Source organism: Mycobacterium shinjukuense (assembly GCF_010730055.1).
GTDB lineage: Bacteria > Actinomycetota > Actinomycetes > Mycobacteriales > Mycobacteriaceae > Mycobacterium > Mycobacterium shinjukuense.
Map to the genome: position 1 here is coordinate 2,792,672 of NZ_AP022575.1, position 23,826 is coordinate 2,816,497.

Here is a 23,826-nt window from a genome sequence, read left to right on the forward strand (position 1 = left end):
GTGATCCAGCAGCACCGATACGACGTGGTGATCGTCGGCGCGGGCGGTGCCGGGATGCGGGCCGCGGTGGAGGCGGGTCCGCGGGTGCGCACCGCGGTGCTGACCAAGCTGTACCCCACCCGCAGCCACACCGGCGCCGCCCAGGGCGGCATGTGCGCCGCGCTGGCCAACGTCGAAGAAGACAACTGGGAATGGCACACGTTCGACACCGTCAAGGGCGGCGACTACCTCGCCGACCAGGACGCCGTGGAGATCATGTGCAAGGAAGCCATCGACGCGGTGCTCGACCTGGAGAAGATGGGGATGCCGTTCAACCGCACCCCCGAGGGCCGCATCGACCAGCGCCGCTTCGGCGGGCACACCCGCGACCACGGCAAGGCCCCGGTGCGCCGGGCCTGCTACGCCGCCGACCGCACCGGCCACATGATCCTGCAAACGCTGTACCAGAACTGCGTCAAGCACGACGTCGAGTTCTTCAACGAGTTCTACGCGCTCGACCTGGCGCTGACCCAGACCCCCACCGGCCCGGTGGCCACCGGAGTCATCGCCTACGAGTTCGCGACGGGCGAAATTCACGTCTTCCACGCCAAGGCCATCGTGATCGCCACCGGCGGCTCCGGCCGCATGTACAAGACCACCTCCAACGCCCACACGCTGACCGGCGACGGCATCGGCATCGTCTTCCGTAAGGGACTTCCGTTGGAGGACATGGAGTTTCACCAGTTCCACCCGACCGGCCTGGCGGGCCTGGGCATCTTGATCTCCGAGGCGGTGCGCGGCGAGGGCGGGCGGCTGCTCAACGCCGACGGCGAACGCTTCATGGAACGCTATGCCCCGACGATCGTCGACCTGGCGCCCCGCGACATCGTCGCCCGCTCGATGGTGCTGGAAGTGCTGGAGGGCCGCGGCGCCGGCCCCAACAAGGATTACGTTTACATCGATGTCCGCCACCTCGGTGAGCAGGTGCTGGAGGCCAAGCTGCCCGACATCACCGAGTTCGCCCGCACCTACCTGGGCGTGGACCCGGTGCACGAGCTGGTCCCGGTCTACCCGACGTGTCACTACGTGATGGGCGGCATCCCGACCACGGTGACCGGACAGGTGCTGCGGGACAACACCCACACCGTCCCCGGCCTGTACGCGGCCGGGGAATGCGCCTGCGTGTCGGTGCACGGCGCCAATCGGCTGGGCACCAACTCGCTGTTGGACATCAACGTCTTCGGCCGCCGGGCCGGCATCGCCGCGGCCAATTACGCGCGCACCCACGACTTCACCGACATGCCGCCGGATCCGGCGGCGATGGTGGTGGGTTGGGTGCGCGACATCCTGTCCGAGCACGGCAACGAGCGCGTCGCCGACATCCGTGGGGCTTTGCAGCAGTCGATGGACAACAACGCCGCGGTGTTCCGCACCGAGGAGACGCTGAAGCAGGCGCTGAAGGACATTCACGCACTCAAGGAGCGGTACTCCCGAATCACGGTGCACGACAAGGGGAAACGCTTCAACAGCGACCTGCTGGAAGCCATCGAGCTGGGCTTTTTGCTGGAGCTGGCCGAGGTTACCGTGGCGGGCGCGCTCAACCGCAAGGAGTCCCGCGGCGGGCACGCCCGGCAGGACTACCCCAACCGGGACGACGTCAACTACATGCGCCACACCATGGCCTACAAGGAAATTGGGGCCTACAAGGAGGGCACCGAGCTGCTCAGCGACATCAGGCTGGACTTCAAACCCGTCGTGCAGACCCGTTACGAACCCAAGGAACGGAAGTACTGATGACTGCCGAGGTTGAGACGCTGGAGCCACCCCTGCCGCCGGTTCCCGACGGTGCGGTGATGGTGACCGTGAAGATCGCCCGGTACAACCCCGACGACCCCGAGGCGTTCGCGGCCACCGGCGGCTGGCAGAGCTTCCGGGTGCCGTGCCTGCCCACCGACCGGTTGCTCAACCTGCTCATCTACATCAAGGGCTACCTGGACGGGACGCTGACCTTCCGGCGCTCCTGCGCCCACGGGGTGTGCGGGTCGGACGCCATGCGGATCAACGGTGTCAACCGGCTGGCCTGCAAGGTGCTGATGCGTGACCTGCTGCCCAAGCGGCCGAACAAGCCGGGCAAATTCCCGACCGTCACCGTCGAGCCGATCCGCGGGCTACCGGTGCTCAAGGACCTGGTGGTCGACATGGAGCCGTTCTTCGACGCCTACCGGGCGATCAAGCCGTACCTGATCACCAGCGGCAACCCGCCCACCCGGGAGCGGATCCAGAGCCCGACCGACCGCGCGCGCTACGACGACACCACCAAGTGCATCCTGTGCGCGTGCTGCACCACCAGCTGTCCGGTGTTCTGGAACGAGGGCAGCTACTTCGGCCCGGCGGCGATCGTCAACGCGCACCGCTTCATCTTCGACAGCCGCGACGAGGCCGCCGGCGAGCGCCTGGACATCCTCAACGAGGTCGACGGCGTGTGGCGCTGCCGCACCACGTTCAACTGCACCGAATCCTGCCCGCGGGGCATCGAGGTGACCAAGGCGATCCAAGAGGTCAAGCGCGCGATCATGTTCTCCCGCTGAGCGGGCGAGCAGACGCAAAATCACCCAAAACCAGTGGTTTTGAGGCGATTTTGCGTCTGCTCGCGCAGAGCCGGTGCGCGTCACATCACGGCGGCCCGTCTCGTCTCACGGGTATGACATCCAAAACCCGCATCCAACCCCTGCCCCCCCAGCGCGCCGGCCTGCTGGTGCGCGCCATGTACCGAGTCGCCAGGCGGCGCTTCGGGGAGGTCCCCGAGCCGTTCACCGTGGCCGCTCATCACCCCCGTCTGCTGCTCGCCAACGCGGTGCACGAGACCCTGCTGCAACGCGCGTCGCGCACACTGCCGGTCAGCGCACGCGAGCTGGCGGTGTTGTGGACCGCGCGCACCATCGGCTGCTCGTGGTGCGTGGACTTCGGCTCCATGCTGCAGCGCCTGGACGGCCTCGACGTCGAACGGCTCACTGAGATCGACGACTACGCGACGTCGCCCCGCTTCAGCGACGACGAGCGCGCCGCCATCGCCTATGCCCACGCAATGACCACCGACCCGCATTCGGTCACCGACGAGCAGGTCGCCGATCTGCTGGCCCGCTTCGGGGATGCCGGGGTGATCGAGCTGACCTATCAGATCGGCGTGGAGAACATGCGCGCCCGGATGTATTCCGCGCTGGGCATCACCGAGCAGGGCTTCAATTCCGGGGACGCCTGCCGTATCCCGTGGGCTACCCCTGACGCCGACGCAGCGGAGAACCGGTGAACTTGTCGGGGTTGGCGATATCCCAGAGCGCGCAGACCCTTCCGTCGCGCACGGTGATGGCGGTGATCCGCGGCGCCATCGCCCGATGCCCGTCTACCGCGGGGAAGCCGGGCGTGTAGGCGCCCAGTTCCCCATTGACCAGCGCCAACCGATTCGCCGTGTAGAACGACGGGCCGTAGCGGCGGGCCAGCCCGAGCATGAACCGGACCACCTTGTCGGCGCCGCGGATGACGCGGGCCGCGGTGGCGGCCTTGCCGTCCGAATCGCCGGTGAAGGTCACGTCGGGATGCAACAGCGACACCACGGTGTCCAGGTCGCCGGTGGCCATGGCGGCCATCAGCCGCCCGACCACCTCGTTGTGGCTGGGATCGGGCCGCTTCAAAACAAGGGGCGGCGCGGCGGCCGTCCCGGCCACGGCCCTGCGGGCCCGCGAGGCCAGCTGCCGCGCCGCGGGCCGGCTGGTCCCCAGCACCTCGGCCACCTCGGCGAATGGCACACCGAACCCGTCGTGCAGCACGAACGCGACCCGCTGATCGGGGCGCAGCCGCTCCAGCACCACCATCGCCGCGAACCGGGCGTCCTCGGCGGCGACCACCGCGGACAATGGATCGCCATCGTCGAAGCCGGTGACCACCGGTTCGGGAAGCCAGTTGCCGGTGTAGGTCTCCCGGCGGTGGGCCGCCGACCGCAACCGGTCCAGACCGATCCGGCTCACCACGGTGGTCAGCCAGGCCCGCGGGTCGTCGATCACGGTGCCCTGTGAGTCCCAGCGCAGCCAGGCCTCTTGCACGATGTCCTCGGCGTCGGCCACGGTCCCGGTCAGCCGGTAGGCGACCGACATGAGATGCGGTCGCAGCTCCTCGAATTCGGAAACCCGCATCGAGGTCATTACCCGAGGGTAGCGCTACGCTGGGCGGGCAGGATGACAAGAAACTTGTGGCTGCATTTCGCTCGGCACGGCGGGGGCATCACACCGCCGATCATCACCCGCGGCCAGGGCGTCACCATTTTCGACGACCGCGGCAAGAGCTACCTGGACGCCTTGTCGGGGCTGTTCGTGGTGCAGGTCGGTCACGGCCGTGCCGAGCTCGCCGAGGCCGCCGCTCGGCAGGCTGGCACGCTGGCGTACTTCCCGCTATGGGGGTATGCCACCCCGCCGGCGATCGAGCTCGCCGAGCGCCTGGCCAGCTACGCGCCCGGGGACCTGAACCGGGTGTTTTTCACCAGCGGCGGCACCGAGGCCGTCGAAACCGCCTGGAAGGTGGCCAAGCAGTACTTCAAGCTCACCGGCAAACCCGGTAAACACAAGGTCATTTCGCGCTCGATCGCCTACCACGGCACCACCCTGGGCGCGTTGGCGATCACCGGTCTGCCGGGGTATAAGGCCCCGTTTGAGCCGGTGGCGCCGGGCGGCTTCCGGGTGCCCAACACGAACTTCTATCGCGCCCCGTTTCACACCGACGTCACCGAATTTGGGCGGTGGGCCGCCGACCGGATCGCCGAGGCGATCGAGTTCGAGGGGCCCGACACCGTCGCCGCGGTGTTTGTGGAGCCGGTGCAGAACGCGGGCGGTCCCATCCCGCCGCCGCCGGGCTATTTCGCGCGGGTGCGCGAGATCTGCGACTTCTACGACGTGCTGCTGGTGTCCGACGAGGTGATCTGCGCGTTCGGCCGGATCGGGTCGATGTTCGCCTGCAATGACATCGGGGACGTCGGCTACCTGCCCGACATGATCACCTGCGCCAAGGGCCTGACGTCGGGCTACTGTCCGCTGGGCGCGATGATCGCCAGCGACCGGTTGTTCGAGCCGTTCAACGACGGCAAAACCATGTTCCCGCACGGCTACACCTTCGGCGGTCATCCGGTGTCGGCGGCCGTGGCACTGGCCAACCTCGACATCTTCGAGCGCGAGGGCCTCAACGACCACGTCAAGCGGAATTCCCCCGCGCTGCGGGCCACCCTGGAGAAGTTGTACGACCTGCCCATCGTCGGCGATGTCCGCGGCGAGGGTTACTTCTTCGGCATCGAACTGGTCAAGGACCGGGCGACCAAGCAAACCTTCACCGACGCGGAACGCGCGGCGCTGCTGGGCCGGCTGTCCGCGGCGCTGTTGGACGCCGGGCTGTACTGCCGCACCGACGACCGCGGCGATTCCGTCATCCAGCTGGCTCCGCCGCTGATCAGCGGTCAAGACGAGTTCGACACCATCGAGTCCATCCTGCGCGGCGTGCTCGGCGAGGTCAGCATGTAGGGGCAACCGCAGGCATCCCTAACCCGCCGAACACCACACCGCGACGCTGACCAGCACAGACCCAGCCCCCACAACCGGCAGACCGTCACCACGCCGACCCCAACCGGTTAACTGCCACGGAAGGGTCTTACACCACCACGTAGGCCTTGCCCCGGTCGCGCTGTCACCATAATGTGACTGGCACAACGGGTTCCGGGTATGCGTCGGCGTGCGTCGCCGTCGGGTGTGCAGGCCGCGATCGCCGAGTCCAACGCCGGGTTGAGTTGGTCGGAGGTGTGCGATGTCGTTTGTGATGGTGGCACCGCAGTGGGTGGCGGCGACGGCCTCGGATGTGACCCGGATCGGGTCGGCGGTCAGCGCGGCCAATGCGGCCGCGGCGGCTCCGACCACCGGGCTGCTGGCCGCCGGCGCCGATGAGGTGTCGGCGGCGATCGCGGCGCTGTTCGGCGCGCACGGGCGGGCCTATCAGGCGGTGAGCGGCCAGGTGTCGGCTTTTCATGCGCAGTTTGTGTCTGCGTTGACCGCGGCGGCGGACTCGTATGCCGCCGCCGAGGCGGTCAACGCCTCGGCGGCCCAAAGCCTGGAGCAGGACCTGCTGGCGCTGATCAATGCGCCCACCCAGACGCTGTTGGGGCGTCCGCTGATCGGTGATGGCGCCGATGCGACCACCCCCGGCGGCAACGGTGGGGAGGGCGGCCTCTTGTACGGCAACGGCGGCAACGGCGCACTCGGTGACCCGGGGCAGGCCGGTGGTAACGGGGGTGCGGCCGGGCTGATCGGCCATGGCGGGGCCGGCGGGGCCGGCGGGGCGGGGGCGCCCGGTGGCGCCGGCGGGGCCGGGGGCTGGTTGTTCGGCAACGGCGGACCCGGCGGGCCCGGCGGCGCTGGCGTGGCCAGCGGCGGCATTGGTGTCGCGGGTGGTCCCGGTGGGTTGGGCGGGGCCGGCGGCGGCGCCGGGCTGTGGGGCACCGGCGGCGCCGGCGGTGCCGGCGGTGTCGGCGGGGAGGGCGGTATCGGCGGTACGGGTGGTCTCGGCGGCCATGGCGGGGCCGGCGGGGCAGGCGGCTGGTTGTTCGGCAACGGCGGGCCTGGCGGGGCCGGCGCCGGCGGCGGGATCGGCGGGGGCGGCGGGGCCGGCGGGGCCGGCGGGTCCGGCGGGGCCGGGGGTGACGCCAGGCTGATCGGGACCGGCGGGGCCGGCGGGGCCGGCGGGGCCGGAGGAGGTGCCGGCGGAGACGCCGGGGCCGGCGGTCATGGTGGCAGCGGCGGGCTGCTGTATGGCAACGGCGGGGACGGCGGAACCGGCGGAACGGGCGGGCCCGCCGCGTCCGCTGGGGACGGTGGCGCCGGCGGTCGCGGCGGCAAAGCCTGGCTGATCGGCCACGGCGGCGCCGGCGGCGCCGGCGGCGTAGGTGGGGACGGTGGTGTTGGCGGAAACGGCGGAATCGGCGGGGACGGCGGTGAGGCCGGGCTGGTGTACGGTGACGGCGGCGCTGGCGGCGCCGGCGGCAATGGTGGTTTATCTGTCATTTTGGGCGCCGCTAGCGGCGACGGCGGGGCCGGCGGCCGTGGCGGCAATGCCATCGGGCTGATTGGCAGCGGCGGGGCCGGCGGGCCCGGCGGGGTCGGCGGCAAGGGCGAGGACAGTGGCGTCGGCGGCGACGGCGGGGACGGCGGCAATGGCGGTCACGGCGGGGTGCTGTTCGGTCATGGCGGGACCGGCGGCAAGGGCGGCGGCGGCGGAGTAGGCACACTAGGAGCCGGCGGCAAGGGCGGTGCCGGCGGTCATGGCGGTAACGCCATTGGGCTGGTCGGCGACGGCGGAGATGGCGGGGATGGCGGCGCCGGCGCGTCTGGGACCCCCACTGGTGCCGGCGGGCCAGGCGGCAGCGGCGGCAGCGGGGGGCAGCTGTTCGGCATCCCGGGCACGCCCGGAACGCCCGGCTGATAACAGCCCGCGCCGTGCACACCACCCACGTCCTGCGCTAGCGTCCAGTGCAACTCCGCCGCGCTGCTGGCCACCTGGAGAAGTTGCACGACCTGCCCATCGTCGGCGATGTCCGCGGCGAGGGCCACTCCTTCGGCATCGAGCCGGTCAAGGACCGGGCGACTACGCACAGCTTCACCGGCTCCGAGCGCCAGGCACGGCTGGGCCGGCTGTCCGCGGCGCTGTTGGACGCCGGGCTGTACTGCCGCACCGACGACCGCGGCGATTCCGTCATCCAGCTGGCTCCACCGCTGATCAGCGGTCAAGACGAGTTCGACACCATCGAGTCCATCCTGCGCGGCGTGCTCGGCGAGGTCAGCATGTAGGGGCAACCGCAGGCACGGCTGCGCTGGATTCCCTTGGTCTGGTGGGGGTCTTGATCAGCGCCCCGGTGGTCAGCCAACTGCTCGGCTGCACCCCGCTCGGACCGCAGCGAAACCTTCGCCGTGAACCTGCCGGTGGTGGGGCAGGTGGGGGTAGGGCGGTCTGGCCGCACCCCCGACGTGGGCAGATAGCACGTTTCGTCGGGGGATATAGGTGCACTTTGCATGATTTTGCTGCCGGTTTGGCGATTGTGTCGTCGACGCGGTCGCGATATCACCAAAATGTCACTGGTACAGCGGGTTTCGGGTATGGGTTGGCGTGCGTCGTCGTTGAGCGTGCAGGCCGGCGATCGCCGGAGTCCACCGCCGGGTTGGTTGGTCGGAGGTGTGTGATGTCATTTGTGACTGTCGCGCCGCAGTGGGTGGCGGCGACGGCCTCGGATGTGGCGCGGATCGGGTCGGCGCTCAGTGCGGCCAACGCGGCCGCGGCGGCCGAGACCACCGGGGTGCTGGCCGCGGGCGCCGATGAGGTGTCGGCGGCGATCGCGGCGCTGTTCGGCGCGCACGGACAGGCCTATCAGGCGCTCAGCGCCCAGATGTCGGCTTTTCATGCGCAGTTCGGACGAGCGTTGACCGCGGCGGCGGACTCGTATTCGGCCGCCGAGGCGGTCAACGCCTCGGCGGCCCAAAGCCTGGAGCAGGACCTGCTGGCGCTGATCAACGCGCCCACCCTGGCGCTGTTGGGGCGTCCGCTGATCGGTGACGGCGCCGATGCGACCACCCCCGGCGGCAACGGTGGGGCGGGCGGCCTCTTGTACGGCAACGGCGGCAACGGCGCGGCCGGTGCGGCCGGGCAGGCCGGTGGTAACGGGGGTGCGGCCGGGCTGATCGGCCATGGCGGGGCCGGCGGGGCCGGCGGGGCGGGGGCGCCCGGGGGTGCTGGCGGGGCCGGGGGGTGGCTGTTTGGCAACGGCGGGCCCGGCGGGACCGGCGGGGCCGGCGTCGCCTTCGGCGGTCCTGCTGGCGCGGGTGGGGTCGGCGGGCTGGGCGGGGCCGGCGGCGGCGCGGGGCTCTGGGGCACCGGCGGCGCCGGCGGCCGGCGGAAAGGCGGCACCGGCGCGCTCGGCCAGTCCGGCGGGGCCGGCGGTCACGGTGGGGCCGGCGGGGCCGGCGGTTGGTTGTTCGGCAACGGCGGGGACGGCGGGGCCGGCGGGACCGGCGGGGACAGCGGCGGCGGGACCGGCGTGGCTGGTGGTGCCGGTGGCGCCGGTGGGGCCGGAGGTGAGGCCAGACTGATCGGGGCCGGCGGAGCCGGCGGGGCCGGCGGAACGGGTGTGCCCGGGGATTCCGGTGGGGCCGGCGGGACCGGCGGGACCGGTGCGACCGGTGGGCTGCTGTACGGCAACGGCGGAGCCGGCGGGCACGGCGGGGCCGGCGGCAACGCCGGCGCCTTCCCCGGTGGGGATGGCGGGGCCGGCGGTGGCGGTGGCAAAGCCTGGCTGTTCGGCACCGGTGGGGCCGGCGGGGCCGGCGGCGCGGCTGCAGTCGGTTTCAAAGGCGGACTGGGCGGGATCGGTGGTGCCGGCGGTGACGCCGGGCTGTTGTACGGCGACGGCGGCGCTGGCGGCGCCGGTGGTATTGGCGGTCTTGCTCTTGGTGGGCCCGGTGGGAACGGCGGCGGCGGCGGACGCGGCGGCATTGGTGGGCTCATCGGCAACGGCGGGGCCGGCGGAAACGGCGGAAACGGCGGAACCCCCGTCGCTCCGGCTGGGTCTGGTGGATCCGGTGGCGCCGGCGGTGACGGCGGCGCCGCCAGGCTGATCGGCAGCGGCGGGGCTGGCGGGGCTGGCGGGACCGGTGCCAAGGGCGGGTCCGGCGGAGCCGGTGGCAACGGCGGCAACGGCGGCAACGGCGGTCAGGGTGGGGCGCTGTTCGGAAACGGTGGAGCCGGCGGCGCCGCCAACGCCGGCGGACCCGGCACCGGAACCGCCGGCGGCGGTAAGGGCGGTGCCGGCGGTCATGGCGGCAACGCCGTCGGGTTGATCGGCAACGGGGGCAACGGCGGCGACGGCGGCAAGGGCGGGGCCGGCACCCCCGTGGGCACCGGTGGGGGCGGCGGCAGCGGCGGCGGCCGCGGGCTGCTGTCCGGTGCCCCCGGCGCGCCCGGAACGCCGGGCTGACACCGCTTGCCCGGCCGTGCGCGCCGCGCCCGCGCTGCGCTAGCGTGGGTGGTGCCCGGCGACGATGCGAATCGCGGCGCGATTCGAGCAGGAGCCGGGCAATCGAATACCGTCCAACCAATTCACGCGGGAGCGCGCGCCGAGCGTGCTGAGAGGACGGCTGGGGCCGTCGACCGTCTGAACCTGACCGGGTAATGCCGGCGTAGGGAGATGACCATGACCGTGACCGTTCAACCGTCGGTGACCACCGGCCCGATCGCCGGCAGCGCCAAGATCTACCGCGAGCTCGACGGATTCCCCGGCCTGCGGGTGCCGTTTCGGCGGGTGCGGCTGTCCACCGGGGATCACTTCGACCTGTATGACACCTCCGGGCCCTACACCGAGGCGGGCGCGGTGATCGACCTGACCGCCGGGCTGCCACCCCGGCCCGGGGTGGTCCGCGATCGGGGCACCCAGCTGCAGCGGGCCCGCGCCGGGGAGATCACCGCCGAGATGGCGTTCATCGCCGCCCGCGAGGGCCTGCCCGCCGAGCTGGTGCGCGACGAGGTGGCCCGCGGGCGCGCGGTGATCCCGGCCAACCACCACCATCCCGAGAGCGAGCCGATGATCATCGGCAAGGCGTTTGCGGTCAAGGTCAACGCCAACATCGGCAACTCGGCGGTGACGTCCTCGATCGCCGAGGAGGTCGACAAGATGGTGTGGGCCACCCGCTGGGGGGCCGACACCGTGATGGACCTGTCCACCGGCCGCGACATCCACCAGACCCGGGAATGGATCCTGCGCAACTCGCCGGTGCCGGTGGGCACGGTGCCGATCTATCAGGCGCTGGAGAAGGTCAAGGGGGATCCGGCCAAGCTGTCCTGGGAGATTTACCGCGACACCGTGATCGAGCAGTGCGAGCAGGGCGTGGACTACATGACGGTGCACGCCGGGGTGCTGCTGCGGTATGTGCCGCTGACCGCCAAACGGGTCACCGGCATCGTGTCCCGCGGGGGGTCGATCATGGCCGCGTGGTGTTTGGCCCATCATCGGGAGTCGTTTCTGTACACCCACTTTGAGGAGCTGGCCGACATCTTCGCCCGCTACGACGTCACCTTCTCCCTCGGTGATGGGCTGCGGCCGGGGTCGATCGCCGATGCCAACGACGCCGCGCAGTTCGCCGAGCTGCGCACCCTGGGCGAGCTGACCAGGATCGCCAAAGCCCGCGGCGCCCAGGTGATGATCGAGGGCCCCGGGCACATCCCGATGCACAAGATCGTCGAAAACGTGCGCCTGGAAGAGCAGCTGTGCCAAGAGGCCCCGTTTTACACGCTGGGCCCGCTGGCCACCGACATCGCCCCGGCCTATGACCACATCACCTCGGCGATCGGGGCGGCCATCATCGCCGCGGCCGGCACCGCGATGCTGTGCTATGTCACCCCCAAGGAGCACCTCGGGCTGCCCGACCGCAAGGACGTCAAGGACGGGGTGATCGCCTACAAGATCGCCGCGCACTCCGCGGATTTGGCCAAGGGTCATCCCCGCGCGCAGCAGCGCGACGACGCGCTGTCCACGGCGCGGTTCGAGTTCCGCTGGAACGACCAGTTCGCGCTGGCGTTGGACCCCGACACCGCGCGGGAATTCCACGACGAAACCCTGCCCGCCGAGCCGGCCAAGACCGCGCACTTCTGCTCGATGTGCGGGCCCAAGTTCTGCTCCATGCGCATCACCCAGGATGTCCGCGACTACGCCGCCGCGCATGGACTCGACAGCCAGGAAGCGATCGAAGCGGCCATGGCCGAAAAGTCCCGCGAGTTCGCCGAGCACGGCAGCCGGGTGTATCTGCCGATCACCCCGTGACGTTGCTGCCGCTACCGCCGCCGGGTACCACCCCGTTGCGGGTGCTGACCATCGCCGGATCGGACTCCGGGGGTGGCGCCGGCATCCAGGCCGACCTGCGCACCATGGCGCTGCTGGGGGTGCATGCCTGCGTGGCGGTCACCGCGGTGACCGTGCAGAACACGGTGGGCGTCAAGGGTATTCAGGCGATGCCCGACGATGTGGTGGCCGGCCAGATCGAGGCGGTGGTCACCGACATCGGCATCCAGGCCGCCAAGACCGGGATGCTCGCCTCGGCCAGCATCGTCGCCACCGTGGCCGCCACCTGGCGCCGACTCGACCTGAGCGTGCCGCTGGTCGTCGACCCGGTGTGCGCATCCATGCACGGAGATGCGCTGCTGCCGGCCGCCGCCCTGGAAACCCTGCGCACCCACCTGTTTCCGTTGGCCACCCTGGTCACACCCAACCTCGACGAGGTGGCCCAACTGGTCGGCATCGACGTGGTGAACGCCGACTCGCAGCGCGCGGCGGCCACCGCCCTGCACGCGCTGGGCCCGCGGTGGGTGCTGGTCAAGGGTGGACACCTGCGCTCCTCGGACACCAGCCGCGACCTGCTCTATGACGGTGCCGACTGCTACGAGTTCGACGCGCCGCGGCTGCCCACCGGCAACGACCACGGCGGCGGGGACACGCTGGCCTCGGCGGTGGCCTGCGCGCTGGCGCACGGGTTCAGCGTGCCCGACGCGGTCGGCTTCGGGAAACGGTGGGTGACCCAATGCCTGCGCGCCGGCTATCCGTTGGGCCACGGCCACGGCCCCGTCTCCCCGTTGTTCCGGCTGTGATGAACCTCGATGAGATCGCGGGCATCGCCCACCGGCCAGCCGGGGCTCCCCAAGGGGTGGTGGTGCTCACCCACGGCGCCGGTGGCAGCCGGGAATCCCCCCTGTTGCACCAGGTTTGCCACGAGTGGGCGCGGCACGGCTGGCTGGCCGTGCGATACAACCTGCCCTACCGCCGGCGCCGGCCCACCGGACCACCGTCCGGCTCGGGGGATACCGACCGTGCCGGCATCGTCGAGGCGATCCGACTGTGCCGCGGCCTTGCCGACGGCCCGCTGATCGCCGGCGGCCACTCCTACGGCGGCCGCCAAACCTCCATGGTGGTGGGCGCCGGCCAGGCCGCGGTGAACGTGCTGACCCTGTTCTGCTATCCGGTCCATCCGCCCGGTAAGCCGCAGCGGCCCCGCACCGAGCACCTACCCGACATCACGGTGCCCACGGTGTTCACCCACGCCACCTCCGATCCCTTCGGCACAATCGCCGAGCTACGCGCCGCCGCGGCGCTGATTCCCGCGCCCACCCAGATCGTCGAAATCACCGGCGCCCGACACGACTTGGACTCGAAGACCCTCGACGTCGCCGGCCTGGCGGTCGCGGCGGCGTTGCAGCTGATTCGCAGCCAAACAGCGTGACCCGCATCAGCTTTCGCACACACGCCTGGGCGTACGCCGAATCCTGCGGGCTCACCATCCGCCCCAGATCGACCACCAACGCCATCGCGGCGTGCACCAAAAACCGCGCCTGGGCGATCCCGGCCGTTGCCGTGGGATGGCTGCTAGTCACCGGTTTTTTGGTGGTCTGGGTGCACAACGGTCACAGCCAGGACCGGGTTGCCTAAAACGGTGGTGGCTCCTCGGGGGGTGCGGGCCCGGGTGGCGGCGGTTGTGGTGCGGGTTTGCCCGCTGCGCGCGCCGCAAGGGCTTGGCGGTTGAGTCGGCGTTGGGCGGCGATGTAGGCGGCGCGGTTGTCGGCGCGACTACGGCGACGCGTGGGCATCGCGGTGGCCCGGTCGGTGCACCGGTCGGTCGGTGCCGGGCTCGGCGCGGGCAGGTGTCCGGTGGGCACGCACAAGCTGGGAAACAGCAGCGCGCTGCCCGGGGTGGTCACATAGGTGTGTCCGGACGGCGAGGTCCAGATCACCGTGCCGTCGGGCAGCTGCTGGTCACCCCAGCCCCAGAACGTCTTGAGCAAATGATGAAGACGGCACAGGCATTTCAGGTTGCAGGCGTGGGTGGCCCCGCCGTCGCCGTAAGGAATGGTGTGATCGAGGTCGCAGTGCAGCGCCGGGCGATCGCACCCGGGGAACCGGCAGCTCAGATCCCGGCAGCGGACGAAGTCGGCCAACGCTTTCGAGGGGGTGTAGCCAGGCTCGGCCGGTGCCTCGCCCGGATGCGTCAGCGGCTGCAGCCGCGCCGTGGCGGCCAGCTCGGCGATCAGCTCGGCGGGGATGAGCGCATTGCCGCCCAGCAGCGCACCCGGGTTCGCGGCGGTGCCGTCGAGGCTGGCCCGCTCCGCGACCACGTGGATCACCACCGGCCACGGCGCCGCCGCCGTGGCGGGGCAGTCCGGGCGCCCGCATCGGCAACCCAACCGGTCGGCCCCGGCGGCCAATGCCCCCAGCGCGTCGGCGCGGCGCTGGTTGGCGGTGCGCGGGTCCTCGGCACACACCGTGGCCGCCAACGCCGCCAACCGGGCATCCACCACCTGCGCGTCGGTGCTGACCAGCCTGCCGAACACCTCCGCTAAACCGTCGCCGGTGTCCCAGATCGACAATTCCCGATCCGCGCGCCGCTCCCGGCGCCGGCGCACCGCATCGCGATCGGCCCGCTCCACCACCCGGTCGACGTAGGCGGCCAGCCGGGCGCGGGTCAGCGACGGCCACCGGCGCACCTTGACCGCCAGTTCGGCGTCGACGCCGGCCAGGATGTCCTCGTCGGTGATCAACTCGGTGCGATACACGATCGTCTGAAACATCGAAAAGCTGATGTCGCCGGCCAGCAGCGCCGCGCCCACCCGGGGCAGCCGCATCCGCAGCGCGCGCGCATAGTGCAGATGGCTGGCCGCCAACCCGTGACTGATCCGCAACGCCGCGGCCACCTCCGCGGTCACCGCGTCCCAGGTGTCGGTCACCCAGGTCTCGCGTTCCCCGCGCTGGCGCAGCCGCAGCACATCCAGCTGCCCGATCGCGATCAGCCGCTGCCCGGCCGCCCGGTTCTCCGCCCGCCACGCCGCGCACATCCGCTCCACCAGCGCGGCAGCGGAGCCGTCCGAACTATCGAACATGTGTTCGAGTATAGCGCAGCACTCCGACACCCGCCAGCCCTGACGATCGGCAGCCCGCACTACCAACCCCGCCGTCACCGGCCGGCAGCTCGGCGATGTCCGCGGCGAGAGATACGTCGACAGCATCGACACCATCGAGTCCACCCTGCGCAGCGTGCTCGGAAGTCGGCAGCCAGGCCAGCCGGGAGCCCACCGGGGCCCACCTCGACAAATTCATAACTTCCGTCACACCAGTAACAGCGCGCCGACCTGCAATCGCCCGGCCGATCACCTAGTCTGCACACACGATGCCCCTCTTACGGTCCGCCCTCCGCGCCGCATCATGCCTGGCCGCAGCGGCTCTCATGGTCGCTGTGCCGCCCGCCGACGCCGAGCCCAACGCGGAGGCCAATGCCGCCCCCGGAAACTGCCCGTACAAGGTGTCCACGCCGCCCGCGGTGGACTCCTCGGAGGTGCCCACCGCCGGGGAACCCCCGCTGCCGCTGGCGGTCCCCGCCACCCCGGTCGGCGGCACCGCGCTGGGCGGTTGCGGCATCATCACGGCACCCAACACCCCACCGGTGCCGGGCGACGTCTCCGCCGAGGCCTGGCTGGTGGCCGACCTGGACAGCGGCGCCGTCATCGCCGCCCGCGATCCGCACGGCCGGCACCGCCCGGCCAGCGTCATCAAGGTGCTGGTCGCGATGGCCGCCATCAACACGCTCAATCTCAACAAGTCGGTCGCCGGAACCGGGGACGACGCGGCCGTCGAGGGCACCAAGGTCGGCGTGGACGCCGACGGCAGCTACACCGTCAACCAGCTGCTGCACGGCCTGATGATGCATTCCGGCAACGATGCCGCCCACGCGCTGGCCGTCCAGCTGGGCGGCATGCAGGCCGCGCTGGAGAAGATCAACCTGCTGGCCGCCAAGCTGGGCGGGCGGGATACCCGGGTGGCGACACCGTCGGGGCTGGACGGGCCCGGCATGAGCACCTCGGCCTACGACATCGCCCTGTTCTACCGATACGCCTGGCAGAACCCCACCTTCGCCGACATCGTCGCGACCCGCACCTTCGACTTTCCCGGCCACGGCGACCATCCCGGTTACCAGCTGGAGAACGACAACCAGCTGCTCTACCGGTACCCGGGCGCGCTCGGCGGCAAGACCGGCTACACCGACGATGCCGGCCAGACCTTCGTGGGGGCGGCCAACCGCAACGGCCGGCGGCTGATGGCCGTGCTGCTGCACGGCACCCGCCAGCCCATCGCCCCATGGGAACAGGCCGCGCATCTGCTGGACTACGGGTTCAGCACGCCCCAGGGCACCCAGGTCGGCGCTCTGGTCGAACCCGACCCCTCGCTGATGTCCGCCGGGCGGGACGCTCCCCGGCAGGCCGACGACGCCCGGGCGGCCGGGCTGATGTCGTCCGCCGACGCGCTGCCGGTGCGGGTGGGGGTGGCCGTGATCGGCACCATCATCGTGTTCGGATTGATCATGGTGGCACGCTCGATGAACGGCCGGCCGCAACACTAGACTCGGCGAAATGACTGCGCTGTATGAAGACGCCGGCCTAACACTGGATGAGCACGGAATCACCATCCGGCGCTACTACTTTCCGCTGGGCGGGCACAAGCGGATCGCCTACACCGACATCCGTGGCGTCAAGACCGAGCCGATGAGCTGGCTTTCCGGCAAGGGCCGGTTCTGGGGGGCGTCCGACCCGCGCTACTGGTTCCCGCTCGACGTGCGCCGAGGCAGCAAGAACACGCTGCTGATTCTCGACGTCGGCGCCCGGGTGCGGCCGTGCATCACCCCCGAGGATCCCGACCGCGTCCTCGAATTGCTGCGATCGCGGACACAGGTCAACTGACCGGATCGTCGCCGCGGGGACTTCTGGTCGGGCTCACCGCGGCCAGCGTCGGCGTCCTCTACGGCTATGACCTGTCCACCATCGCGGGCGCGCTGCTGTTCCTCAGCGAGGAATTCGGACTCACCACCCGGCAGCAGGAACTGCTGACCACGACGGCGGTGATCGGCCAGATCGCCGGGGCGCTCACCGGCGGGGTCCTGGCCAACGCGATCGGGCGGAAAAGGTCGATGGTGCTCATCCTGGCCTGCTACGTGGCGTTCGCGGTGCTGGCGGCGGCGGCCGTGGCGGTGCCGATGTTGGTGGTGGCGCGGCTGTTGATGGGGGTGACGATCGGGGTGTCGGTGGTGGTGGTCCCGGTGTATGTGGCCGAGTCGGCGCCGGCCGCGGTGCGCGGGTCGTTGCTGACCGCCTACCAGGTGGCGACGATCAGCGGCATCATCGTCGGCTACCTGGTCGGCTATCTGCTGGCCGGGTCGCAGGGCTGGCGCGCGATGCTGGGACTGGCCGCCGTGCCCGCCACACTGCTGCTGCCGTTGGTGCTGCGCATGCCCGATACCGCCCGCTGGTACCTGTTCAAGGGCCGGGCCGACGACGCGCGCCGCGCGCTGCTGCGGGTCCAGCCGGAGGCCACCGTGGACACCGAGCTGGCCGACATCGCCGGCGCGCTGGGCGAAGGCAGCGGCGGTGTCGGGGAGATGCTGCGCCGGCCGTATCTGCGGGCCACCCTGTTCGTCGTCGCGCTGGGCTTCCTCGTCCAGATCACCGGGATCAACGCGATCATCTATTACATCCCACGGATCTTTGCGGCCATGGGCTTCGAGGGCTATTTCGCGCTGCTGGCGCTGCCGGCACTGGTGCAGGTCGCCGGCTTGGCGGCGGTGTGTGTCTCGCTGCTGCTGGTCGACCGGCTGGGCCGGCGCCCGATCCTGCTGTCGGGCATCGCGATGATGATCGCCGCCGATGCGGTACTGGTCGCGGTATTCGCCATCGAGTCCGACAGCCGCGCCGCGCTGGTCTCCGGATTCGGCGGTGTGCTGCTGTTCATCATCGGGTTCAGCTTCGGGTTCGGCGCTTTGGTCTGGGTGTACGCCGGCGAGAGCTTCCCGTCGCGGCTGCGGTCGATGGGTTCGAGCGTGATGCTCACCTCGACCCTGACGGCCAACGCGTTGGTCGCCGCCTTCTCGCTGAGCATGTTGCATTTGCTGGGCGGCGCAGGCGTTTTCGCGGTGTTCGGGGTGCTGGCCGTGGTTGCTTTCGCCGTGGTGTACCGGTATGCGCCGGAGACCAAGGGCCGCAAGCTCGAGGAGATCCGCCTGTTCTGGGAGAACGGCGGACGCTGGCCGGATGAGCGGTCCGCGGTCGTGGAGACACCGTGACCCTGCTGTCCGCCGGTGCGGTCGCCATTGACGGACGGCTTTGCCGGCCCGGCTGGGTGCGGACGGCCGGCCGACGGATTCTGGCCTGCGGGGCCGGCGCACCGCCGGCGGTGGCCGACGCCGACTTCCCCGATTCGATCGTGGTGCCCGGCTTTGTCGACATGCACGTGCATGGTGGCGCCGGCGCGTCCTTCTGCGACGCCGACGCGGCCCGCGTCGCCGCGGCGGCGCGGTTTCACCAGCGGCACGGCACCACCACCATGCTGGCCAGCCTGGTCACCGCCGCGCCCGAGCCGCTGCTTTGCGCGGTGCGCGCCCTGACCGAGGCCACCCGGTTGGGCACCGTCGCGGGCATCCATCTGGAGGGACCGTGGCTGAGCCGGGCGCGGTGCGGGGCACACGATCCCGAATGGACCCGGGCCCCGGACCCCGCGGAGATCGACGCGCTGCTCGCCGCCGCCGACGGCACCATCCGGATGGTCACGCTCGCCCCCGAGCTGCCCGGCAGCACCAAAGCGATCCGGCGGCTGCGGGACGCGGGAGTGGTTGTCGCCGTGGGACATACCGACGCCACCTACCAGCAGACCACCCGGGCGCTCGCGCTGGGCGCCTCGGTGGGCACCCACCTGTGCAACGCGATGGCGCCGCTGCACCATCGCGAACCCGGACCCGTGCTGGCGTTGCTGGCCGACCCGCGGGTGACCGTGGAAATCATCGCCGACGGTGTGCACGTCCACCCCGACGTGGTGCGGGCGGTGATTGGCGCCGCTGGGCCGCACCGGGTGGCGCTGGTCACCGACGCGATCGCCGCGGCCGGCCACGGCGACGGCGGCTACCGCCTCGGACCGGTGGAGATCGAGGTCCGGGGCGGGGTGGCGCGGGTGGCCGGCACGTCGACCATCGCCGGTGGCACCGCCACCATGGACCGGCTGTTTCGCGCCGTGGCCGGCGCTGGGGGCTCGCGGACCGATGACGCGCTGCTCGCGGCCGTCCAGATGACCTCGGCGACGCCGGCGCGCGCGCTTGGGCTCGACGGGGTCGGTGCGCTTCGGTCCGGCTACGACGCCAATCTTGTTGTGCTCGACCAGGATCTGCGGGTGAGCGCGGTGATGGCCAACGGTGACTGGCGGGTGCGGGCGGGCGGCTAGCCCCGCAGTCGGCGTCCGCGGGCCAACCGCGGATCTTGCTGCGATGCGGTGGCCGCCCAGGCGGTGGCGAACAAGACCAGATAGCCGGTGACGTTGCCGAACACCATCAATCCCAGCACCGGCCCGAACGCGGCGCCCGCCGGGCTGCGCAGCACCAGTTGCAGGTAGATCGACGCCACCTGCTTGAACAACTCGAATCCGACGGCTGCCATCAACCCGGCCCGCATCGAGGTGACCAGATGCACCGGCGCCCGCGGCAGCCGGGCGATCATCCAGGTGAACAGCAGCCACGACACCAGCAGCGAGATCAGCAGCGAGACACCTCGAAAGATCTCGTCGAACACCGAGAGTCGTGGTATTTCAAGCCATCTCAGCACCGCGGCCATCGGTCTGGCATGACCGAGCGCGGTCAGCGCGATGGTGAGCGTGAGCACCGCGAACGTGCCCACCAAGGCCGCCAGATCCGACGCCTTGGTCCGCAGGTAGCCGGCCGGATCGACCGCCTGGCCCCACATCGCGCTCAGCGCGACGCGCAGGTGCGACATCCAGCCCAGACCCGCCCAGGCCGCGGTGACCAGGCCGATAACCCCGACGGATGCGCGCGCGTTGATCGCCGAGTTCATCAGGTCCACCAGCTGCTGTCCCAAAGCGCCCGACACCGAGGCCCGGATCCGGTCGTGAATCATGTTGAGCACCTGTGGGTTTCGCGACAGCGCGAATCCGGCCACCGCGAAGCCGACCATCAGCAAGGGAAACAGCGCGAAGATCGTGTAGTAGGTGAGGCCGGCGGCGAAGAACCCGCCATTGCGGTCCTGGAAGCGGGTGTGGGCGCGCAGCAGATGGTCGAGCCAGCCGAACCGCGCCCGCAGCCGATCAAGGATCCCCGGCTTGGCCGGTTCGCTGATCGTCAAGCGTGCTACCCCCGTGACGGAAGGAAACCCAACCGATCGTAAACCCGCTGAACGGTTTTGCTGGCCACGTCCTCGGCCCTCCTGGCACCGGCGGCCAGCACGGCCTCCAATTCGGCGGGATCCGAGGTGAGTTCGTCCACCCGCGCCTTGATCGGGCCAACGAATTCGACGACGGCCTCGGCGGTGTCCTTCTTCAGGTCGCCGTAGCCGTGCCCGACATAGCGCTGCACCAGGGTGTCGATGTCGACACCGGTGATCGCCGACTGGATGCGAAGCAGGTTCGACACCCCCGGCTTGGCGTGGGTGTCGTAGCGGATCTCGCGTTCACTGTCGGTCACGGCGGCGCGAATCTTCTTGGCGGACAACGCCGGATCATCGAGCAGGCTGATCAACCCGGCGTCGGTGCTGGCCGACTTGCTCATCTTCGACGTCGGGTCCTGCAGGTCGTAGATCTTGGCGGTCATCGTGGGGATGAGCACGTCGGGAACCACGAAAGTGTCCGGGAAACGGCTGTTGAACCGCTGCGCGACGTCGCGCGCCAGCTCCAGGTGTTGGCGCTGGTCCTCGCCCACGGGCACCAGATCGGTGTCGTAGGCCAGCACGTCGGCGGCCTGCAGCACCGGGTAGGTGAACAGCCCGACGGTGGTGGATTCGGCGCCCTGACGCGCCGACTTGTCCTTGAACTGGGTCATCCGCGACGCCTGCCCGAAGCCGGTGAAGCAGCCCAGCACCCACGCCAACTGGCTGTGGGCGGGCACGTGGCTTTGCACGAAGACGGTGCTGCGATCCGGGTCGACACCCAGCGCCAGGTACTGCGCCGCGGTGATCAGGGTGCGTCGCCGCAGCGCGTTGGGCTCCTGCGGGAGGGTAATGGCGTGCAGGTCGACCACGCAGAAAAACGCCTCGTAGTCATCCTGCAGCGGCACCCACTGGGTGATGGCGCCCAAAGCGTTGCCCAGGTGCAGCGAGTCGGACGTCGGCTGCACGCCCGAGAAGATCCGGCGCGGTCCGGTAGCGGTGCTCATGATGCTCCGATCTTGTCACGCGGCCACGAACCGGGTGCGCGCACGCTTGCGGTACCGGCGGTACCGCATTTACTGTCGGCAGCATGCGTCGTCGTCCGCTCGGTCGCGAGCCGATCCGCCTGGGCGCCGGGGAACCCGTCCTGCTCCTCCACCCGTTCCTGATGTCCCAGACGGTATGGACGGTGGTGGCGGCCCGGCTGGCCGGCACCGGCCGCTACCAGGTTTTCGCCCCGACGCTGGCCGGGCACAACGGCGGGCCGCGCGCGGGAACCTGGTTTTTGTCCTCCGCGGTGCTGGCCGACCACGTCGAGCGGCAAATGGACGAGCTGGGCTGGGCGAGCGCGCACATCGTCGGGAACTCGCTGGGCGGCTGGGTGGCCTTCGAGCTGGAACGGCGCGGGCGGGCGCGCAGCGTCACCGGGATCGCCCCGGCGGGCGGGTGGACGCGGTGGAGCCCAGCCAAGTTCGAGGTGATCGCCAAGTTCGTGCTGGGTGTTCCGCTGTTGGTGCTCGCCCGGTTGTTCGGGCCGCGGGTGTTGCGGCTGCCGTTCAGCCGCCGGTTGGCCACCTACGCGATCAGCGCATCCCCCGACGGGGTCAGCGACGCCGAACTGGTCGGCATCGTCGACGACGTCGCGCATTGCCCCGCCTACTTCCAACTGCTCATCAAGGCGCTGCTGCTGCCCGGCCTGCAGGAGCTTGCGGAGAACGCCGTCCCGGCGCACCTGGTGATCTGCGGGAAGGACCGGATCGTGCCCGCACCCCGGTTCAGCCGGCATTTCACCACCCACCTGCCCGACGACCACCGGGTCACCGTGCTCGACGACGTCGGGCACGTTCCGATGTTCGAGGCGCCGGGACGCATCACCGAGGTGATCGTCGACTTTCTCGACGACTGCGTCCGGTCGGCCCGGGCCGTGCAGCCGCCGGCCAGCTAGCGGAGCGCGAGCAGACGCAAAAGCCCCCGAAACTGCACATTTTCGGGGGCTTTTGCGTCTGCTCAACCAGCTGCGATAGGCTTCACCACGGTCATGAGCGCCAGCGTCAAGCCCCGGCTTGCTGGCCGGCAACCCTCCAACCGCGGTGGGGTGCCCCGGGTGATGACCAGGTTGAGTAGCCAGACCTGGCTACGCGGCAAGCGCGGGTCCGCCGTGACGGGCCCCTGAGCAGACAGGGAAGCAGCCTCATGAGCGCCGAAGGCAGTAATACCGACGCGGACCCGACCGCGCATTGGTCATTCGAGACCAAACAGATTCACGCCGGCCAGCGCCCGGACGCGGCCACCAACGCCCGGGCGCTGCCGATCTACCAGACCACGTCGTACACCTTCGACGACACCGCGCACGCCGCCGCCCTGTTCGGGCTGCAGGTGCCGGGCAACATCTACACCCGGATCGGCAACCCCACCACCGACGTGATCGAGCAGCGCGTCGCCGCGCTCGAGGGCGGGGTGGCCGCGCTGTTCCTGTCCTCCGGGCAGGCCGCGGAGACCTTCGCCATCCTGAACCTGGCGGGTGCGGGCGATCACATCGTGTCCAGCCCGCGGCTGTACGGCGGCACCTACAACCTGTTCCACTATTCGCTGGCCAAGCTCGGCGTCGACGTCGGCTTCGTCGACGATCCCGACGATCCGCAGTCCTGGCAGGCGGCGGTCCGGCCGAACACCAAGGCGTTTTTCGCCGAGACCATCTCCAACCCACAGATCGACGTGCTGGACACCCCGGCGGTCTCCCAGGTCGCCCACCGCAACGGAGTGCCGCTGATCGTCGACAACACCATCGCCACGCCGTACCTGATCCAGCCGTTGGCGCAGGGCGCCGACATCGTGGTGCACTCGGCCACCAAATACCTGGGCGGGCACGGCGCCGCGATCGCCGGGGTGATCGTCGACGGCGGTGCCTTCGACTGGACGCGGGGCCGATTCCCCGGCTTCACCACACCCGATCCCAGCTACCACGGCGTGGTGTTCGCCGAGCTGGGGCCGCCGGCGTTTGCGCTGAAGGCTCGCGTGCAGCTGCTGCGCGATCTCGGCTCGGCGGCCTCGCCGTTCAACGCGTTCCTGGTGGCCCTGGGGCTGGAAACGCTGAGCCTGCGGATCGAGCGGCACGTGGCCAACGCCCAGCGGGTCGCCGAGTTTCTGGACTCCCGTGACGAGGTGTTGTCGGTCAACTATGCGGGCCTGCCCAGTTCGCCTTGGTACCAGCGGGCCAAGCGGCTCGCGCCCAAGGGCGTGGGAGCGGTGCTGTCGTTCGAGCTGGCCGGTGGCGTCGAGGCCGGCACGGCATTCGTCAACGCGCTCAAACTGCACAGCCACGTCGCCAACATCGGCGACGTGCGCTCGCTGGTGATCCACCCGGCGTCGACCACCCACGCCCAACTGAGCCCCACCGAGCAGCTGGCCACCGGCGTGAGCCCCGGGCTGGTGCGTTTAGCTGTGGGCATCGAAGGTATCGACGATATCCTGGCCGACCTGGAACTCGGCTTTGCCGCGGCCCGCAAGGTCGGCGAACGCAGCGGCGACTCGACGTCCGTGGCGGCCCGCTGAGGA

The 23,826-nt window shown here is 70.7% G+C and carries 19 protein-coding genes, 2 pseudogenes and 2 riboswitches; of the genes and pseudogenes, 17 read left to right on the forward strand and 4 right to left on the reverse strand.

The features are described from left to right. The 3 genes and pseudogenes from sdhA to G6N20_RS12695 form a co-directional block, all read left to right on the forward strand. Window positions 1-1,773 (forward strand): succinate dehydrogenase flavoprotein subunit, encoded by a 1,773-nt coding sequence (sdhA, locus tag G6N20_RS12685; RefSeq protein WP_083048712.1) that lies wholly within the window; start codon window positions 1-3, stop codon window positions 1,771-1,773. Then, complete coding sequence (locus G6N20_RS12690; RefSeq protein ID WP_163662987.1) at window positions 1,773-2,567, forward strand: succinate dehydrogenase iron-sulfur subunit; 795 nt, start codon at window positions 1,773-1,775, stop codon at window positions 2,565-2,567. The genes sdhA and G6N20_RS12690 overlap by 1 nt, the downstream gene beginning before the upstream one ends. Window positions 2,568-2,632: 65 nt before the next feature. Beyond that, a pseudogene (locus G6N20_RS12695) lies at window positions 2,633-3,286 on the forward strand (carboxymuconolactone decarboxylase family protein); the annotation flags it as partial. On the opposite strand, the gene G6N20_RS12700 reads toward G6N20_RS12695, so the two are convergent. Continuing rightward, complete coding sequence (locus tag G6N20_RS12700) at window positions 3,252-4,166, reverse strand: sigma-70 family RNA polymerase sigma factor (RefSeq protein ID WP_142272053.1); 915 nt, start codon at window positions 4,164-4,166, stop codon at window positions 3,252-3,254. The pseudogene G6N20_RS12695 and the gene G6N20_RS12700 overlap by 35 nt on opposite strands. 42 nt (window positions 4,167-4,208) lie before the next feature. Between G6N20_RS12700 and G6N20_RS12705 the strand changes: the two genes are divergently transcribed. The 8 genes and pseudogenes from G6N20_RS12705 to G6N20_RS12740 all read left to right on the forward strand — a co-directional run bounded on the left by G6N20_RS12705 (window position 4,209) and on the right by G6N20_RS12740 (window position 13,522). Further along, window positions 4,209-5,537: an aspartate aminotransferase family protein gene (locus G6N20_RS12705; RefSeq protein WP_083048724.1), complete on the forward strand. Its 1,329-nt coding sequence runs from the start codon at window positions 4,209-4,211 to the stop codon at window positions 5,535-5,537. Between the two features lie 280 nt (window positions 5,538-5,817). Beyond that, complete coding sequence (locus G6N20_RS12710) at window positions 5,818-7,485, forward strand: PE family protein (protein WP_163662990.1); 1,668 nt, start codon at window positions 5,818-5,820, stop codon at window positions 7,483-7,485. Window positions 7,486-7,559: 74 nt separating this feature from the next. Beyond that, window positions 7,560-7,850 (forward strand): annotated as a pseudogene (locus tag G6N20_RS12715) (aspartate aminotransferase family protein); the annotation flags it as partial. Between the two features lie 389 nt (window positions 7,851-8,239). Then, window positions 8,240-10,027 (forward strand): PE family protein, encoded by a 1,788-nt coding sequence (locus G6N20_RS12720; RefSeq protein ID WP_163662993.1) that lies wholly within the window; start codon window positions 8,240-8,242, stop codon window positions 10,025-10,027. A gap of 116 nt (window positions 10,028-10,143) precedes the next feature. After that, window positions 10,144-10,253, forward strand: a riboswitch (TPP riboswitch). Further along, entirely contained in the window at window positions 10,244-11,866 is a 1,623-nt protein-coding gene (gene thiC / locus G6N20_RS12725; protein ID WP_163662996.1) for a phosphomethylpyrimidine synthase ThiC, read from the forward strand. It overlaps the preceding riboswitch by 10 nt. Further along, window positions 11,863-12,687, forward strand: coding sequence for a bifunctional hydroxymethylpyrimidine kinase/phosphomethylpyrimidine kinase (gene thiD, locus G6N20_RS12730; RefSeq protein WP_163662999.1), 825 nt, complete (start codon window positions 11,863-11,865; stop codon window positions 12,685-12,687). Before thiC ends, thiD begins: the two co-directional genes overlap by 4 nt. Continuing rightward, on the forward strand, window positions 12,687-13,316 hold the full coding sequence (locus G6N20_RS12735) for an alpha/beta hydrolase family protein (RefSeq protein WP_083049985.1): 630 nt from the start codon (window positions 12,687-12,689) through the stop codon (window positions 13,314-13,316). Before thiD ends, G6N20_RS12735 begins: the two co-directional genes overlap by 1 nt. After that, the gene (locus G6N20_RS12740) at window positions 13,313-13,522 is read left to right on the forward strand and encodes a hypothetical protein (protein ID WP_083049986.1); all 210 of its coding nucleotides are present in this window, start codon (window positions 13,313-13,315) and stop codon (window positions 13,520-13,522) included. Before G6N20_RS12735 ends, G6N20_RS12740 begins: the two co-directional genes overlap by 4 nt. Here the strand turns inward: G6N20_RS12740 and G6N20_RS12745 are convergent. Further along, complete coding sequence (locus G6N20_RS12745; protein ID WP_083049987.1) at window positions 13,519-14,967, reverse strand: HNH endonuclease signature motif containing protein; 1,449 nt, start codon at window positions 14,965-14,967, stop codon at window positions 13,519-13,521. The genes G6N20_RS12740 and G6N20_RS12745 overlap by 4 nt on opposite strands. A gap of 287 nt (window positions 14,968-15,254) precedes the next feature. Here G6N20_RS12745 and G6N20_RS12750 point away from each other — a divergent pair, with 287 nt between their 5' ends. From G6N20_RS12750 to nagA, 4 genes are read left to right on the forward strand one after another with little or no spacing between them, the layout of a single operon-like run. Then, on the forward strand, window positions 15,255-16,481 hold the full coding sequence (locus G6N20_RS12750) for a D-alanyl-D-alanine carboxypeptidase family protein (protein WP_083049989.1): 1,227 nt from the start codon (window positions 15,255-15,257) through the stop codon (window positions 16,479-16,481). 10 nt (window positions 16,482-16,491) lie between these two features. Further along, window positions 16,492-16,818, forward strand: a complete 327-nt coding sequence (locus G6N20_RS21300) for a PH domain-containing protein (protein WP_083049993.1) — start codon at window positions 16,492-16,494, stop codon at window positions 16,816-16,818. Next, window positions 16,788-18,194 (forward strand): sugar porter family MFS transporter, encoded by a 1,407-nt coding sequence (locus G6N20_RS12760; protein ID WP_232065527.1) that lies wholly within the window; start codon window positions 16,788-16,790, stop codon window positions 18,192-18,194. Before G6N20_RS21300 ends, G6N20_RS12760 begins: the two co-directional genes overlap by 31 nt. Continuing rightward, the gene (gene nagA / locus G6N20_RS12765; protein WP_083049996.1) at window positions 18,191-19,342 is read left to right on the forward strand and encodes an N-acetylglucosamine-6-phosphate deacetylase; all 1,152 of its coding nucleotides are present in this window, start codon (window positions 18,191-18,193) and stop codon (window positions 19,340-19,342) included. The genes G6N20_RS12760 and nagA overlap by 4 nt, the downstream gene beginning before the upstream one ends. Here the strand turns inward: nagA and yhjD are convergent. Then, window positions 19,339-20,247, reverse strand: a complete 909-nt coding sequence (gene yhjD / locus G6N20_RS12770; protein ID WP_083050042.1) for an inner membrane protein YhjD — start codon at window positions 20,245-20,247, stop codon at window positions 19,339-19,341. The two genes, nagA and yhjD, sit on opposite strands and share 4 nt — an antisense overlap. Window positions 20,248-20,258: 11 nt before the next feature. Beyond that, window positions 20,259-21,278, reverse strand: a complete 1,020-nt coding sequence (gene trpS, locus G6N20_RS12775) for a tryptophan--tRNA ligase (protein WP_083049999.1) — start codon at window positions 21,276-21,278, stop codon at window positions 20,259-20,261. A gap of 140 nt (window positions 21,279-21,418) precedes the next feature. Between trpS and G6N20_RS12780 the strand changes: the two genes are divergently transcribed. Then, window positions 21,419-22,216 carry an alpha/beta fold hydrolase gene (locus G6N20_RS12780; protein ID WP_179961558.1) on the forward strand — a complete coding sequence of 266 codons (798 nt, stop codon included), beginning with the start codon at window positions 21,419-21,421 and terminating at the stop codon, window positions 22,214-22,216. An 89-nt stretch (window positions 22,217-22,305) separates the two neighbouring features. Then, window positions 22,306-22,425, forward strand: a riboswitch (SAM riboswitch). Window positions 22,426-22,464: 39 nt separating this feature from the next. Beyond that, window positions 22,465-23,823 (forward strand): bifunctional o-acetylhomoserine/o-acetylserine sulfhydrylase, encoded by a 1,359-nt coding sequence (locus G6N20_RS12785; RefSeq protein WP_083050004.1) that lies wholly within the window; start codon window positions 22,465-22,467, stop codon window positions 23,821-23,823. Window positions 23,824-23,826 lie beyond the last annotated feature (3 nt).

Bases quoted from the DNA above. Each gene is read 5' to 3' on its own strand.
- G6N20_RS12705 (WP_083048724.1), top strand. From the start codon at position 4,209: ATGACAAGAAACTTGTGGCTGCATTTCGCTCGGCACGGCGGGGGCATC.
- G6N20_RS12745 (WP_083049987.1), bottom strand. From the start codon at position 14,967: ATGTTCGATAGTTCGGACGGCTCCGCTGCCGCGCTGGTGGAGCGGATG.
- thiC (WP_163662996.1), top strand. From the start codon at position 10,244: ATGACCGTGACCGTTCAACCGTCGGTGACCACCGGCCCGATCGCCGGC.
- G6N20_RS12720 (WP_163662993.1), top strand. From the start codon at position 8,240: ATGTCATTTGTGACTGTCGCGCCGCAGTGGGTGGCGGCGACGGCCTCG.
- G6N20_RS12690 (WP_163662987.1), top strand. From the start codon at position 1,773: ATGACTGCCGAGGTTGAGACGCTGGAGCCACCCCTGCCGCCGGTTCCC.
- G6N20_RS12710 (WP_163662990.1), top strand. From the start codon at position 5,818: ATGTCGTTTGTGATGGTGGCACCGCAGTGGGTGGCGGCGACGGCCTCG.
- trpS (WP_083049999.1), bottom strand. From the start codon at position 21,278: ATGAGCACCGCTACCGGACCGCGCCGGATCTTCTCGGGCGTGCAGCCG.
- G6N20_RS12700 (WP_142272053.1), bottom strand. From the start codon at position 4,166: ATGCGGGTTTCCGAATTCGAGGAGCTGCGACCGCATCTCATGTCGGTC.
- G6N20_RS12750 (WP_083049989.1), top strand. From the start codon at position 15,255: ATGCCCCTCTTACGGTCCGCCCTCCGCGCCGCATCATGCCTGGCCGCA.
- G6N20_RS12735 (WP_083049985.1), top strand. From the start codon at position 12,687: ATGAACCTCGATGAGATCGCGGGCATCGCCCACCGGCCAGCCGGGGCT.
- G6N20_RS12785 (WP_083050004.1), top strand. From the start codon at position 22,465: ATGAGCGCCGAAGGCAGTAATACCGACGCGGACCCGACCGCGCATTGG.
- G6N20_RS21300 (WP_083049993.1), top strand. From the start codon at position 16,492: ATGACTGCGCTGTATGAAGACGCCGGCCTAACACTGGATGAGCACGGA.